This is a genomic window from Natrinema pellirubrum DSM 15624 (assembly GCF_000230735.2).
Taxonomy (GTDB): domain Archaea; phylum Halobacteriota; class Halobacteria; order Halobacteriales; family Natrialbaceae; genus Natrinema; species Natrinema pellirubrum.
This window is the reverse complement of the sequence record NC_019962.1, coordinates 3,450,675-3,464,287: the sequence shown is the minus strand read 5'-3', so window position 1 is coordinate 3,464,287 and position 13,613 is coordinate 3,450,675. Positions and strand designations below refer to the sequence as shown.

Sequence of the window (13,613 nt, the reverse complement as noted above, 5' to 3'; positions counted from 1 at the left end):
CCGGAGGGAATCGTTTATAGCCAACCGTGAGATTAACATACATGCACGCAGAGGAAATCTAGATATGGCCAGTGAAACCGGAGAATCGATACGGCCTGGCAGGGCGTACATTCCGTGGGACGACCTGCCGGTAAAGCGGGAGACGGTCGCGGGAATCGGGACCGTGCTTCCGGTCGTCGTCCTGTACTTGCTCATCGCGGTGTTGCCAGTCGCGTTCGCGTTCTGGGCATCGTTACACGAGATCCACACGCTCAATCCGGAGTGGCAGTGGGCCGGCCTCGAGAACTACCGGGAGGTCCTGAACATCTCCACGTTCTGGGGCTCGCTGTGGCGGGGGATCGTCTACATGGTCGGCAGTACCCTCCTCCAGCTCGCCGTCGGGCTCTGGATGGCGCTGGTGCTGAACCGCATCACCCGCGGACAGAAACTGCTCACTGCGGTGGTCTTTACGGCCTACCTGATCCCGACGATCATCGTCTCGCTGGTGGCGCTGCGGGTGTTCGATCCGGCCGGCGGCGTCTTCCAGATGATCAGTACCTCACAAAGCATCGCCGGCTAATCCGACTTGAGCCATCTGTTCTGTTGTGGTGAGTCGTCGATCACGGTTGAGCAACGCTGATCGAAGGCGGAGCTGTCGCTGTCGGCGGCGCTCAGCCGCCGACGCGACAGCGTTGCCACTTGCGGAGACGCCGTACTCGGTGGGTGACTACCGGTGGAACCGGTCGTCTGGTGGCCGGTTCGCGGGGACGGCCCGACGCACCGCGAGGGCCGTCCACGCTGCCCGTCGAACCATATTCACGAACTCCTTGTACGGCCACCACCAGAGGCGACGCCCGCCTCGGCGCGGCGTCGCCACGTATTCGTAGTGCAGATACCGCCACGTGTTCTGCAACAGCAGACTCACCACGACGTACAGCAGTCTCACCGTGGAGTCTCGCGTCGTTGTCGTCGCTATCGCTTGCTCAGACAACCGATAGCTCGACTCGATACCGAACCGTTTCGAGTAGTGGTATCGAGCGTCGCGTGGATTCTCGATGAACGGCGCGTCAGCGGCGTAGCCGTGACGCGCCACGCCGTGCTCGTCGTACCGTCCGTTCAGGTACGTACAGTCGATGTAGACGGGAAACTCGACGGTCCAGCTGTGACCGTCGAGTTTCCCCGTCAGATCGTGTTGGATGACGCGACTCCACCCTTCCGAGAGTTCCTGCTGAATCGCTTCACCCCACCGGATGATCGGGACAACGTAGGCGTAGTTGTGCGTCTGTAACAGCGTGAGACACTTGCTGTCGTAGAATCCGCGATCAAGATAGACGGCCTTGACGTCGGTGTCAAGGCCGTCGAGGACACCGAGGAACTCAGCGAGGACGCTGCTGGCGGTGTCGCCGTCTTCGAGACGGCGCACCGCCAGCGTGTAGCGTTTGTTCTTCACACGCGCGTAGAGTGTGGCGTAGGCGTGGAATGCGGTGGTTCCACGCTTGGCTTCCGAGTGATAGAGGTTCTCCGTGTCGTCTTCATCACCGTAGTAGGGCCGCAGGTGGAGGTCTGCGCAGACCTCCACCTGCTCGGGGAGCAGTTCGACGATGTCTCGGCGAAGAAGCGTGTTAGCGACGCGTTCGAGCCGTTCCGGCTCGAACTTCGTCCGTAGATGATAGAGAATCGTGTTCGCCGATGGGGAGTCTTCACTGGAGTTGCACAGCGTCGAGATCGAGGTCCCGTCGGCGGTCGCGCCGACGAGGACCTCGTAGATGTCCTCTGCACCGATTTCAGCGTTGTTGGCGAGGTTGAGAGAAACTTCCTCGTCAAGGCAGTTGACGAGGAAGTTAAGGAGCTGGTCCTCGTGAATCTCACTGTCTGCTTGCTGGGTCGTAGACACACCTTCAGCAAGCAGACGTTCTAACTAAGCGGCTTTGTGATGTACTGATGATCGGTGCTGAGTGGCTCGGCCTGTGGGGCGGACGGGAGGCCCCGCTGGGCTCGCGCGACTGGGCGATGCGGCTGCTGATCCTCGTCGGGACTTGGAAGTTCGCCGTCTTCGTCACCATCTTCACGCTCGCGCAGTTGCGCGCGATTCCCGATCGGTTCTACGAGGCGGCGAAGGTCTGTGGCGCGAACCGCTGGCAGATGTTCCGCGACATCACGCTGCCGCGTCTCATGGGGATCGTGACGGTCGTCGTCCTGCTCCGGTCGGTCTTCATGTTCAACAAGTTCGACATCATTTGGCAGCTCACTGAGGGTGGCCCCGGTAACGCCACGACGACGCTGCCCGTGCTGGCCTACAAGACCGTGTACACGGACCAGGCCTACGGCCTCGCCAACGCGATTGCCGTGGTCATGTTCCTGTTCCTGCTAGCGTCGGCGATCATCTACTTCCAACTGTTCAACCCCAGCGAGGAGGTTGAGACGACGACATGAGCCAAAGCGAACCACCGGGAGGCGTCTTCGGCCTCTCATACGACCGCGAGACGAGTGTTATCGAATCACTGAAAGTCGTCAGCACTGCGATCATCGTCCTCGTCGGTGCCTGGCCGATCTACTGGATGACCCAGTTGGCCTTTACCGAGTACGAGACGGTCGAAGACACAGTCACCGTCTTCCCCACGCCGGACATCTTCACGCTGGATAACTTCAACGTCCTGACCGAACCGGAGATGTACACCTACATGTTCAACACGGTCGTGGTGGCTATCGGGACCATCGTGACGGTCGTCCTCGTCTCGCTGATCGCCGGCTACGGCCTCGCGCGACTGGAGTTCCCGCAAAAGGAGAACTTCGCGCGGATCCTCCTGATCGGCTACCTCTTCAGCCCGATCGTCATCGGGATCCCGCTCTACCAGATCTGGCAGACCATCGGCCTGCTCGGGACCCGATTCGGGCTCATCATCGCCCTCTCGGCGATCTCGATGCCCTTCGCGGTCTGGCTGATGTGGAAGTACATCATGACGATCCCGGAAGCCCACGAGGAAGCCGCGTGGGTCGACGGCGCCTCGCGGTGGCGGGGCTTTCGTGACGTCGTCGTGCCGCAGTGCCGACCGGCGATCATCGCCGCGGCGCTGTTCGCCTTCGCGCTCGCGTGGAACGACTTCACGTTCGCGCAGATCCTCCTGCCCCAGACCGATACCACGACGTTCGCACCCGGTATCCTCCGAGCGATGGGGCAGGCACAGTTCCTGCCGCAGGCCTACCTGATGGCGATCTCGCTGGCCATGACGCTGCCGCCGCTGCTGTTTGCCTACTTCATGCAGAGCTACCTGCTGAAGGGGTTCCAGGTCAGAGCCCTCTGAGCGTGCATCACCTTTACAACTAACACCACGAGACATACCAACATATGCCAGACATCGAGATCCGGAACCTGACGAAAGTGTACAACGAATCGGGTAACAGCATCGTCGCCGTCGACGACGTCGACCTCACCATCGAGGACGGCGAGTTCGTGACGCTGGTCGGCCCCTCGGGCTGTGGCAAGACCACGACCCTACGCTGTGTCGCGGGGCTGAACAAGCCGACCAGCGGGACGATCAAATTCGGCGACCGTGACGTCACACAGAAGCCGGTTCAGGAACGCAACATCGCGTTGCTGTTCCAGGACATCGCGCTCTACCCCCATATGAGCGTTCAGGAGAATATGGCCTACGGGCTCAAGATCTCCGGCTTCTCCCGGGAGGAACGCATGGCCCGCGTCGAGGAGGCCGCCGAGTTGCTCCAGATCACGGACCAATTAAAGAAGATGCCCGCGGATCTCTCGGGCGGCCAGCAACAGCGCGTCGCACTCGGGCGATCGCTCGTGCGGGACCCGGAGATCTTCCTGTTCGACGAGCCGATGTCGGACCTGGACGCGAAACTCAAGGCCGAACTGCGGCCAGTCATCGAGAAGGTGACCGACGAAATCGGCTGTCCGACGCTGTACGTGACCCACGACCAGGAGGAGGCGATGACCATGTCCGACCGCGTCGCCGTGATCAACGACGGCGAACTGGCACAGGTCGCTCCACCGAAGGAGGTCTACGACGAGCCGGCCTCGCAGTTCGTCAGCCAGTTCATCGGCCAGCCGTCGACGCAGTTCTTCGAGGGCAACGTCGGCGCGGTCAACGGAACCGCCGAACTCGACGTCGGCGGCTACGAGTACGCCCTCGCCCGCGACGGCCTCGAGGGCTGGGCCGGCGAGGACGTCCGCGTCGGCCTTCGGCCACAGTACATCCGGGTCAGCGACGATCCTGACGCCGGTATCCCGGCGACACACCTGCTCGACGAGCCGCTGGGCGATGCGACCCACAGCTTCTTCGACACCGAGTTCGGCGAGATCGTCGTCGTCACCGATCCCGACTTCGAGGGCAACGGTGGGGAGTACGGCCTCGTCTTCGAGGACGACTACATCCAACTGTACGACAACGACTCCGGCGTCCGGATCGCCTGATTCCGGTCAGTTCTTTTCGTCGCCGCTCGCTCGAGCGGCCGCGCTCGTGTCCGCGTCGGCAGCGACTGCCGTCTCGAGATCCGCCGGTGCCGTCGAGCGGACGACGATCGTGCCGGCGGCGAGATCGCCGACGCGTCGGCCGTCGGCCACCAGCGCCGAGACGAGCCCGAGTACCAGCGGCGGGACGCCGAGCAGATCGACGTACCGACAGAGGTTTCGGACGGCGCTTGCCCGGAGCGTACACTCGCGACCGTCGGCCATGACGACCAGCAGACCGCGGTTGACTTTCCCCGGCGTCCGCCCGTAGCGCCACTCACAGACGAAGGAGTAGGTAACATAGAGCGGCAAGAGCGCGACCAGCGACAGGAAGACGACGTACCCACCCAGCGCCTCGTAGGGCCCGCTGAGGACCACGCTCGCGGCGTAGATCAGCGGGAACTCGAGCAGGACGTAACAGAGAAACAGGTCGATCGCCGCCGCCGCCACGCGGGCGAACAGCACGTCTCGGTCGGCCGCAGTTTCGACTCTTGGGGCCGGTTGTCGCCGGGTCGGGAGGAACCCGTCCAGCGTCCAGTCGATCACGGTGCGACCGCCTCGGCGTTCATGCGGGAGTCATTCAGTAGCGGACGGGAAATAGCTGCCGTCGTCCGACGGCGTTACTCCATCCGGATGTCCGTTCGCAGCGTCACGAGGAAGTAGGCGAAAAGAGCGAGCGTGATGCCGCCGAACACCTGCGAGTCGATCGAGAGGTAGCCGTCGATCTGGTACAGCAAGACGCTCGTGATCGCCAGCACGACGATGGCACCGAGCGTCCGCCAGCGTTCGATCGTTTTCTCGACGGCGATTCCCGCCGTGGACTTCTCGACCGCATCCGACGCCTTGCGGATGTTCTCGAGCCCCGCGCTATCGGATTTGCGTGATGTGGTATCTCCACTCATATAGTGTTGGCATTCCTTCCGAGAAGTAAATATCTATGGGTACAGGTGACACGATTTCGCCGACGGGGTTACACGGGCAGACGGGCCAGCGGCTCGGCAATGGCAATACCCCCCGACAAAACAGGCCGACGGCGACACCCGTCGAGTCGGCGACGATGGGGCACGTGGAACCCGGCGGCGAGGCCGAGGACTCGAGGCGAGCGTTACTCCTTGAGTTCGTCGTTTCGCAGGTCCTCGTCGAACTGGAGGGTGTTCTCGATCTCGGTCTCGTCGACGTCCTCGAACGCCCAGCGGGCGATCGAGCGACGGTGGACCTCGTCGGCCCCGTCGACGATACGGAACGCGCGGACGTTCTCGTAGAAGTGTGCGATCGGGATGTCCTTCCCGATCCCGTTGCCGCCACAACACTGTAGCGCGAGGTCGATCGTGTCGTTGGTGACGTTCGCGGTGAACATCTTCGACATCGCGACCTCGATGCGTGCGTCGCTGCGATCGAGTTCCCGCGCGGCGTGGCGAACCATGGTTCGTGCGGCGTGCAGGCGGGTTTCGGCGTCGGCGATGCGGTGGCGCAGCGCCTGCTTGTCCTCGAGTTTCGAGCCGAAGGCCTCCCGCTCCTGAAGGTAGGCCTTCGCGATCTCGAGCGAGCGCTGGGCCATTCCGGAGTAGCGCATACAGTGGGTGAGCCGACCGCCGCCGAGGCGCATCTGGGCGATGCGGAACCCGTCGCCTTCCTCGCCGAGCGTGTTCTCGACGGGGACGCGGACGTTGTCGAATTTCATCTCGGCGTGCCCGCCCTCGCGCTCGGTGATCCCGTGGCCGCCCAGGTGATCGACGTTGCGGACGACCTCGACGCCGTCGGCGTCACGCGGCACGAGGATGATCGAGGCACCCTCGTAGGGGTGTGCGTCCAGATCGGTCCGGACCATCGTCAGATAGTAGTCCGCACCCAGCCCGTCGGAGGTCCACCACTTGTGGCCGTTGATGACCCACTCGTCGCCGTCCTTGACGGCGGTACTCTGGAGCATCTTCGGGTCAGAGCCGGCACCTACCTTGGGCTCGGTCATCGCGAAGGCAGTGGAGATCTCGCCCTGTACGAGCGGGCGCAGGTACTCCTCTTTCTGTTCGTCCGTGCCGACCATCTCGAGGGTGTGCATGTTCCCCTCTTGGGGCGCGTTGGCCCGGATCGCGATCGCGCCGATCAGCGAGCGGCCGACCTGCTCGAACGACGGCAGCATGTCGCTGAAGTCCAGTCCCTGCCCGCCGTACTCCTCGGGGACCTGGGGCGCGAACAGGTCGCGCTCCTTGGCCATCTCCCACATCTCGTGGATCTCGTCCATGGAGATCGTCTCACCCGTCGCGAGTGCCTCTCGCTCGCGTGGAATGACGACTTCGTCCATGAAGTCCTCTACGCGGCCCGCAACCTCTTTTGCTTTCTCGGAGTCGTGGTACTCCATATCATCCATAACCGCATACAGCATTGTAAAGCTATAGGTAAGGAAACGCATACATTGGCAACGAACGGGTGGTGAATCGACTACGCGTTCCGAAGCGACGCCCGCTTCCACTCGGCTTCCGACAGCGGTCGTCCGCTCAGACCCGTTCGAGGATCGTCGCGACGCCCTGGCCGAAGCCGATACACATCGTCGAGAGCGCGGTGTCCTGGCCGGTGCGCTCGAGTTCGTGGGCCAGCTTGGTCAGCAACATCGCGCCGGTCGCGCCCAGCGGGTGACCGTGGGCGATCGCCCCGCCGTTGACGTTGACGTCCTCCCAGGACGCGCCGGTCTCCTCGAGCCAGGCCGCGACGACCGAGGCGAAGGCCTCGTTGACCTCGAAGAGATCGATATCGCCGACGCTCATGTCGGCTTTCTCGAGGACGTTCTCGGTCGCCGGGATGGGGCCGCGAAGCATCGTGACGGGGTCGACGCCGACGACCTCGGTCTGGACGATGCGGGCCATCGGCTCCCAGCCGTGTTCTTCGGCGGCCGCTTCGCTCGTGATCAACAGCGCACAGGAGCCGTCGACGATCCCCGAGGAGTTGCCGGGGTGGTGAACGCCCTCCCCTTCCTCGCGGAACGACAGCGGGAGTTCGGCGAGCGTTTCCTCGTCCGTGCCTGGCCGCGGGTGTTCGTCCTGTTCGACGACGACCTCCTCGCCGTCGAGTTCGGTCTCGACGGGCGTGATCTGGTCGTCGTAGCGGCCCTCGTCCCAGGCCCGCTTCCAACGGCGCTGGGAGTCGGCGGCGATCTCGTCGAGTTCCGAGCGCGTGAGGCCGTAGTTCTCCGCGATGCGTTCGGCCCCCTCGCCCTGCGTGGTCAGTTCGTCGAAGTACTCGAAATACGTGTCAGTCGGTGCGTCGCCGTCCGACCCCATCGGCACGCGGGTCATGTGTTCGACCCCGCCGGCGATGAGGATGTCGTGTTGGCCGGCCATGACGTTCGCGGCGGCGAAGTTCGCGGCCTGCTGGCCCGATCCACACATCCGGTTCAGCTGGACGCCGGGGACGACATCGCCCCAGCCGGCGACCATCGGCGCGAGCCGCCCGATGTTCAGCCCCTGCTCGTCGACGGGCGTGACACAGCCGTAGATGACGTCTTCGATCGTTTCCGGCTCGAACCCGTTGCGCTCGCGCAGGGCCTCGAGCGGTTCGGCGGCCAGGTCCTGCGGGTGCGTGTCGCTGAACGACCCGTCGCGTTTCCCGAACGGTGTCCGGACGGCGTCGACGATGACTGCGGAGTTCATGACGTGGACTTGAGTATTCCGCGATCCGTCATAGAAGTTGTGCATATATTCGTGATCGACCGTGCTGGACTCTTTTCGGGGGACTCAGGTTCGCTGATCGGCGTGTCGGTTGGTAGCCCTCCACAACGATTAAATCAGATAGTGTAGTATTCGCTCGGGCGATGGATTTCGGACTACAGGACCGGACCGCCGTCGTCACCGGCGGGGCCGGACGCATCGGAAGCGCAGACTGTCGACTGCTCGCCGAGGAAGGCGCGGACGTCGTCGTCCTCGACGTGGACGCCGACGGCGCAGGGGAGACCGCCGCGGAGATCAACGAGACCGCCGGGGGCGGCGAGGCGATGGCCCTCGAGTGCGATCTGACCGACCGAGCGGACGTGGCCGACTCGATGGCCGCGGTCCGCGACGCGTTCGGCGGCGTGGATGTCCTCGTGAACAACGCCGCGATGGTCGACGCCCGCTCGCGCGTCGGCGACTACGACGACGACGTCTGGGACCGCGACGTCGAGATCAATCTCACCGGCACCTACAACATCAGCAAGGAGCTGTTCCCGCGGATGTGTGAACGCGGCTGGGGCCGGATCGTCAACATGTCCTCGATGGCCGGCTGGTACGGCGGTTTCGGCCAGTTTTCCTACTCCGCGACGAAGGCCGCCATGATCGGCGTCGGCCGGACGATGGCGCTCGAGGGGGCCCAGTCGGGGGTCACCTCCAACGTCATCGCGCCCAACATCGTCGTCGGCGACTGGGCCGACATGAGCCCCGACGAACTCCGGGAGAACGTCGACGAGTACTACGCCCGCATCGCCGACGCGACGCCGATGCGCCACCTCGGGACCGAGGAGGACGTCGCCAACATGGTCACCTACCTCTGCTCGGAGCAGGCCTCCTACGTGACCGGGCAGGTGATCGGGGTGACGGGCGGGATCGACCTCTTTAGCTTCTAATCGCGGGTCGGAAATGCGGTGGTGACGCCGTCGGCCTCACGCGGGATACGCGTCGTGCCACGGCCGCTGGCGCTCGAGGGCGGCGCTGGCCGCGATGACCGCGTCGTCGTCGTGTCGCTGCCCCGCGATCTGCATCCCGACGGGGAGCCCGTCGGCGAAGCCGGCCGGGACCGAGGCCGCCGGCTGGCCGGTGAGGTTGAACGGCTGGGTGAGGACCCAGCCCCGATACGGCTCGATCTCGACGCCGTCGATCTCTTCCGGTTCCTCGTCGTGGGGGAACGGCGTCGTCCCCGCCGTCGCCGTCACGAGGAGGTCGTATTCGTCGAACAGGTCGACCAGTCCGTCGAGAACGTGGGTCCGGACCACGTCAGCGCGCTTGTACTCCCGCGTCGTCGGCTCCTCGGCGTCGACGATCAGTTCGACGAGATACGGCCGCAGGCGGTCGCGGTCCTCGCCGAGCGGGTCGAACCCCTCCGCCCTGAGATTCTCGAGCAGCGACCCCCACCGCACGGTCGCCATGGTGTAGTAGGCGTCCAGGATTGCCTCGTTGTCGTGTCCCAGGTCCGGATCGACCCGATCGACCGTCGCGCCGGCGCGCTCGAACGCCGAGACGGCGTCCTCGAGGACTTCGCGGACGGCGGGGTCGACGGGATAGACCCCCATGTCGGGACTGAAGGCGATCTCCATCCCGTCGATCGGCCGGTCGACGGCGTCGCGGTACTCGTCTCCCTTCGGGACCGAGAACGGGTCCCGCGGGTGGGATCCCGCCATTACGTCCAGCGAGAGCGCCGCGTCCCCGACGGTGCGGGCCAGCGGCCCGTGCGTGGAGAAGGGAGTGTGGCTCGCGAACGCGTTCGGTCGCGTGACGTTCGGGATCACGCCCTGCGTGGGCTTGAGCCCGTAGACGCCGCAGAAACTCGCCGGGATCCGGACGGAACCGCCGGCGTCGGAGCCGGGCGCGAGCGGGACGAGCCGATCGGCAAGCGCCGCGCCGGCCCCGCCGGAGGAGCCCCCCGAGACCCGGTCCGGATCGAACGGGGTCCCCGTCGGCCCGGCGACGCGGTTATCGGTCGTGACGCCGAGCCCGAACTCTGGGGTGTTGGTCTTCCCGACGATGATCGCACCCGCCTCTTTGAGCCGGGCGACGAACGGCGAGTCCGACTCGGCAACGCGGTCCTCGAAGAGCAGGGAGCCGGAGGTCGTTCGGACTCCTTCGACGTCGTCCAAGTCCTTGATCGCGACCGGGACGCCGTGGAGCGGCCCGAGCGGTTCGCCCTCGTCGATCGCCCGCTCCGCCTCGTTGGCCATCTCGCGGGCGAGGTCGTCGGTCACCGTCACGAAGGCGTTCGTCCGCTCGTTTCGTTCGTGTATTCGCTCGAGGACCGCGTCGACGACCGCGGTCGGCGAGAACTCGCCGTCACGGATCGCCCGCGCGAGCCCGGCGGCAGTCCGGTCTGTGGGTCCTGTTACCATGATACGAGTTATCAGCGTACCGGATGAAAAGCGTTCGTCTCGGCGAACCGCAGTTGCGACCGCGAGCTGGGACGCGAAAACCCCTCCCCCGACGAGCGAGCGGAGCTATCCCCTCGAGCGAAGCAGTGGAAGGTAGTTACTCCGTGATGCCCATCGTCTTCGCGATCGTGTTGAGCTGGATCTCGTCGGTTCCCTCGACGATCCGTAGGATCCGCGCCTGGTGGACCAGATCCATGTAGGGGCTCTCCTCGGCCAGCCCGTTGGCCCCGTTGACCTGCACCGCCGCATCGGCGACCTCCCAGAGGACGTTCGTGGCGAACCACTTCAGCACCGACGAGTCCATGATCGTCCGCTCGTCCTGGGCCATCTTCCAGGCGAGTTTCAGCCCCGCCGCGTCGGCCGCGTAGGTCTTTGCCTTCCCCTTCGCGAGCTTCGCGGAGACCTGCTGGAAGTTCCCGATCGGCTCGCCGAAGGCCTCGCGCTCGGTGACGTACTCGCCGGCCTCGGAGAGCAGGTACTCGCTGTACCCCACGGCCTCGGCACCCAGCTCGAGTCGCCCGAGCGAGAGGAACTCCATCGCGGCGTAGAAGGCCTCGTCGACTTCGCCGAGGACGCGGTCCTCGGGGACGCGAATGCCGTCGAGAACGATTTCGGCCTGCGACCCCTCCGCGCCGACGGCGTTGTTGTACGAGCCGATCTCGTACTCGTCTTCCTCGACGATGAAGCAGGTGATGCCGCCGTAGCGGCCGACGTCCTCCTGGGGCGTCGTCCGGGCGAACAGCTGGACGAAGTCGGCGTAAGGCGCGTTGGTGATCCACTGTTTGCGCCCGTTGAGTATCCACCCGTCCCCATCCCGTTCCGCCGTCGTCTCCATATTCGGCGAATCCGACCCCACGCCGGGTTCGGTCTGGCCGAACGCCGTCGACTTCTCGCCGCGGACCACGGGCTCGAGGTATTTCTCGCGCTGGTCGCCCTCGGCCTGTAACAGCAGTGGCTTCGGCCCCTCGGGGCCGGCGAGGACGTACCGCTCGAGGCCGCCGCCGTGGCTCGCGAGGTGCTTTTTCGCTCGATACCAGGTGACCGGTGAGATGCCGTCGCCGCCCGCGTCCTCGGGCAGGTTCATCGCGTAGAAGCCCGCCTCGGCGGACTTCCGCCTGATCTCCTCGCGGGCCTCGAGCAGTTCGTCGGTCCACCGGCCGTTCTCGTGGTGGCCCTTTCGAGGGTTGGTGTAGGTATCGCCCAACTCCTCGACGATCGGCTCGACCTCCCGTTCGATGAACTCGTCGATGCTCTCGAGGATCAGTTCGGTCTCGTCGTCGGTGTCGAAACTCACGCCGCCTGTGGTGTTTGCTACCATAGTGAAATACGTCAAAACCGCTTACTGCTGTGGTGCCTGCTCGTCGTCTGCCGGCTGTTCGTCCTCTTCCGCCTCGAGGACCACGTCGAACTGGTCTCGGAGCGTCTTCTTGTCGAACTTGCCCGTCGAGGTCTTCGGGATCTCGTCGACGATCTCGTAGACGTCGGGCAGCCACCACGAGGGGAACGTCTCGGCGAGGTGGGCCTCGAGGTCGTCCGCGTCGACGGTCGCGCCGTCCCGCGGCACCACGACCGCCATGGGCCGTTCCTGCCAGCGTTCGTGGTCGACGGCGATGACCGTCGCCTCGCTGACGGCCTCGTGGCCGATCAGTTCGTTCTCGAGTTGGACCGAGGAGATCCACTCGCCGCCGGACTTGATGACGTCCCTGTCGCGGTCGACGACGTCGATATACCCCATTTCGTCGCGGGTGGCGATGTCGCCGGTCCGCAGGTAGCCGTCGTCGGTGAAGGCCTGCTCGTTCTCCTCGGGCCGATTGTGGTAGCCGTCGGTCACCCACGGGCTGCGGACCTGCAGTTCGCCCATCGTCTCCCCGTCGGCGGGGACTTCCTCGCCGTCATCGTCGATTACCCGGGTCTGCATCCCCGGGACGGGGATGCCGGCCTTCGCGCGGTACTCGTATTGCTCGTCGCTTGGCAGTGCCGCCGTCTCCTTCCGGAGCGTACTGAGCGTGCCAAGCGGCGAGGTCTCGGTCATCCCCCAGCCCTGGAGGATCGGCGCGTCGTACTCCTCGTCGTACTTCCGGATCAGCGACTCCGGCGGCGCCGACCCGCCGACCGTCAGCCGGTCGATGTTCGAGATGTCGACCTCGGGGTTCTCGTCCAAGAACTCCGCCATCTCGAGCCAAATCGTCGGCACGGCCGCGGAGAAGGTCACGCCCTCCTCGTCGATCAGCCGGGCGATCGTCTCGGGATCGGTGTGGACCGAGGGGAAGACCTGCTTTGCTCCCACGAGCGTCGCGCCGTAGGGGAGCCCCCAGCCGTTGGCGTGGAACATCGGCACGACGGGCAGGATCGTATCGCGCTCGCCGATCCCGTTGGCGTCGACGTGGCCGCCCATGATGCTGTGGAGGTACATCGCCCGGTGGGAGTAGGCGACGCCCTTCGGCAGCCCCGTCGTCCCCGAGGTGTGACACATGCCGTACTCGGCGTCTTCGTCGATCTCGGGCCACTCGTAGTCGGTCGGCTGGCCGGAGAGCAGTGACTCGTAGTCGGTCACCGGCTCGAGGTCGGTCTCGGGGACCTCGTCGTCGAGGACGACGTACTGCTCGACGGTATCGAGGTCGTCGGCGTTGGCTTCGACCTTCTCGATGAGGCCGGGATCGACGAAGATCACGCGGTCTTCGGCGTCGTCGATCGTATGGACGAAGTGGTGATCGGGCAGCCGCATGTTGCACATGTGAATCGACCGTCCCGAACACGCCGGCCCGAAGTAGAGTTCGTAGTGGCGGTAGTGGTTCGTCGCGACGACGCCGACCCGATCGCCCCGATCGAGTCCGAGGTCGTCGAGCGCGGACGCGAGTTGATTGATCCGGTCGTACGCGTCGCCGTACGTGTACCGATGGACGCTCCCGTCGGGCAGTTTCGTCACCAGTTCCCGATCGGGAAACAGGTCGACTGCCCGCTCGAGTACCTTGTCAAGTGTTAACTGGACACCCATCATGGTCGTCGCCACTATTCTGTCCAGTACCTTATGAGTTGGGGCGAGACGGCGGTTGCGCCGTCGACGCG

At 65.0% G+C, this 13,613-nt stretch carries 12 protein-coding genes and 1 pseudogene; 5 read left to right on the top strand and 8 right to left on the bottom strand.

Going from position 1 to position 13,613, the window contains the following annotated elements; all coding sequences use genetic code 11:
• Positions 1 to 64: 64 nt before the first annotated feature.
• Positions 65 to 559 (top strand): carbohydrate ABC transporter permease, encoded by a 495-nt coding sequence (locus NATPE_RS16835; RefSeq protein WP_006182794.1) that lies wholly within the window; start codon positions 65 to 67, stop codon positions 557 to 559.
• A 147-nt stretch (positions 560 to 706) separates the two neighbouring features.
• On the opposite strand, the gene NATPE_RS16830 is transcribed toward NATPE_RS16835, so the two are convergent.
• Positions 707 to 1,873 carry an ISH3-like element ISH27-2 family transposase gene (locus tag NATPE_RS16830; protein ID WP_012289254.1) on the bottom strand — a complete coding sequence of 389 codons (1,167 nt, stop codon included), beginning with the start codon at positions 1,871 to 1,873 and terminating at the stop codon, positions 707 to 709.
• Positions 1,874 to 1,920: 47 nt separating this feature from the next.
• Between NATPE_RS16830 and NATPE_RS16825 the strand changes: the two are divergent.
• The 3 genes and pseudogenes from NATPE_RS16825 to NATPE_RS16815 form a co-directional block, all read left to right on the top strand.
• Positions 1,921 to 2,412, top strand: a pseudogene (locus tag NATPE_RS16825) (carbohydrate ABC transporter permease); the annotation flags it as partial.
• Positions 2,409 to 3,281 (top strand): carbohydrate ABC transporter permease, encoded by an 873-nt coding sequence (locus tag NATPE_RS16820; protein ID WP_006182792.1) that lies wholly within the window; start codon positions 2,409 to 2,411, stop codon positions 3,279 to 3,281. The pseudogene NATPE_RS16825 and the gene NATPE_RS16820, both read left to right, overlap by 4 nt.
• Before the next feature lie 44 nt (positions 3,282 to 3,325).
• Positions 3,326 to 4,411 carry an ABC transporter ATP-binding protein gene (locus NATPE_RS16815; RefSeq protein ID WP_006182791.1) on the top strand — a complete coding sequence of 362 codons (1,086 nt, stop codon included), beginning with the start codon at positions 3,326 to 3,328 and terminating at the stop codon, positions 4,409 to 4,411.
• A 6-nt stretch (positions 4,412 to 4,417) separates the two neighbouring features.
• Here NATPE_RS16815 and NATPE_RS16810 read toward each other — a convergent pair whose 3' ends face one another.
• The 4 genes from NATPE_RS16810 to NATPE_RS16795 all read right to left on the bottom strand — a co-directional run bounded on the left by NATPE_RS16810 (position 4,418) and on the right by NATPE_RS16795 (position 8,088).
• The gene (locus tag NATPE_RS16810) at positions 4,418 to 4,993 is read right to left on the bottom strand and encodes an RDD family protein (protein WP_006182790.1); all 576 of its coding nucleotides are present in this window, start codon (positions 4,991 to 4,993) and stop codon (positions 4,418 to 4,420) included.
• Between the two features lie 74 nt (positions 4,994 to 5,067).
• Positions 5,068 to 5,349 (bottom strand): hypothetical protein, encoded by a 282-nt coding sequence (locus tag NATPE_RS16805; protein WP_006182789.1) that lies wholly within the window; start codon positions 5,347 to 5,349, stop codon positions 5,068 to 5,070.
• 203 nt (positions 5,350 to 5,552) lie between these two features.
• Positions 5,553 to 6,803: an acyl-CoA dehydrogenase family protein gene (locus tag NATPE_RS16800; protein ID WP_006182788.1), complete on the bottom strand. Its 1,251-nt coding sequence runs from the start codon at positions 6,801 to 6,803 to the stop codon at positions 5,553 to 5,555.
• A gap of 136 nt (positions 6,804 to 6,939) precedes the next feature.
• Positions 6,940 to 8,088, bottom strand: coding sequence for a thiolase family protein (locus NATPE_RS16795; RefSeq protein ID WP_049804958.1), 1,149 nt, complete (start codon positions 8,086 to 8,088; stop codon positions 6,940 to 6,942).
• A gap of 161 nt (positions 8,089 to 8,249) precedes the next feature.
• On the opposite strand from NATPE_RS16795, the gene NATPE_RS16790 reads away from it, so the two are divergent.
• Positions 8,250 to 9,035 carry an SDR family NAD(P)-dependent oxidoreductase gene (locus tag NATPE_RS16790; RefSeq protein WP_006182786.1) on the top strand — a complete coding sequence of 262 codons (786 nt, stop codon included), beginning with the start codon at positions 8,250 to 8,252 and terminating at the stop codon, positions 9,033 to 9,035.
• Positions 9,036 to 9,071: 36 nt separating this feature from the next.
• On the opposite strand, the gene NATPE_RS16785 is transcribed toward NATPE_RS16790, so the two are convergent.
• The 3 genes from NATPE_RS16785 to NATPE_RS16775 all read right to left on the bottom strand — a co-directional run bounded on the left by NATPE_RS16785 (position 9,072) and on the right by NATPE_RS16775 (position 13,542).
• Positions 9,072 to 10,508: an amidase gene (locus NATPE_RS16785; protein ID WP_006182785.1), complete on the bottom strand. Its 1,437-nt coding sequence runs from the start codon at positions 10,506 to 10,508 to the stop codon at positions 9,072 to 9,074.
• 136 nt (positions 10,509 to 10,644) lie between these two features.
• Complete coding sequence (locus tag NATPE_RS16780) at positions 10,645 to 11,865, bottom strand: acyl-CoA dehydrogenase family protein (RefSeq protein WP_015299233.1); 1,221 nt, start codon at positions 11,863 to 11,865, stop codon at positions 10,645 to 10,647.
• Between the two features lie 21 nt (positions 11,866 to 11,886).
• Positions 11,887 to 13,542 carry a long-chain fatty acid--CoA ligase gene (locus NATPE_RS16775; RefSeq protein WP_006182783.1) on the bottom strand — a complete coding sequence of 552 codons (1,656 nt, stop codon included), beginning with the start codon at positions 13,540 to 13,542 and terminating at the stop codon, positions 11,887 to 11,889.
• Positions 13,543 to 13,613 lie beyond the last annotated feature (71 nt).

Bases quoted from the DNA above. Each gene is read 5' to 3' on its own strand.
- NATPE_RS16835 (WP_006182794.1), top strand. From the start codon at position 65: ATGGCCAGTGAAACCGGAGAATCGATACGGCCTGGCAGGGCGTACATT.
- NATPE_RS16820 (WP_006182792.1), top strand. From the start codon at position 2,409: ATGAGCCAAAGCGAACCACCGGGAGGCGTCTTCGGCCTCTCATACGAC.
- NATPE_RS16815 (WP_006182791.1), top strand. From the start codon at position 3,326: ATGCCAGACATCGAGATCCGGAACCTGACGAAAGTGTACAACGAATCG.
- NATPE_RS16805 (WP_006182789.1), bottom strand. From the start codon at position 5,349: ATGAGTGGAGATACCACATCACGCAAATCCGATAGCGCGGGGCTCGAG.
- NATPE_RS16800 (WP_006182788.1), bottom strand. From the start codon at position 6,803: ATGGAGTACCACGACTCCGAGAAAGCAAAAGAGGTTGCGGGCCGCGTA.
- NATPE_RS16795 (WP_049804958.1), bottom strand. From the start codon at position 8,088: ATGAACTCCGCAGTCATCGTCGACGCCGTCCGGACACCGTTCGGGAAA.
- NATPE_RS16790 (WP_006182786.1), top strand. From the start codon at position 8,250: ATGGATTTCGGACTACAGGACCGGACCGCCGTCGTCACCGGCGGGGCC.
- NATPE_RS16785 (WP_006182785.1), bottom strand. From the start codon at position 10,508: ATGGTAACAGGACCCACAGACCGGACTGCCGCCGGGCTCGCGCGGGCG.
- NATPE_RS16780 (WP_015299233.1), bottom strand. From the start codon at position 11,865: ATGGTAGCAAACACCACAGGCGGCGTGAGTTTCGACACCGACGACGAG.
- NATPE_RS16775 (WP_006182783.1), bottom strand. From the start codon at position 13,542: ATGGGTGTCCAGTTAACACTTGACAAGGTACTCGAGCGGGCAGTCGAC.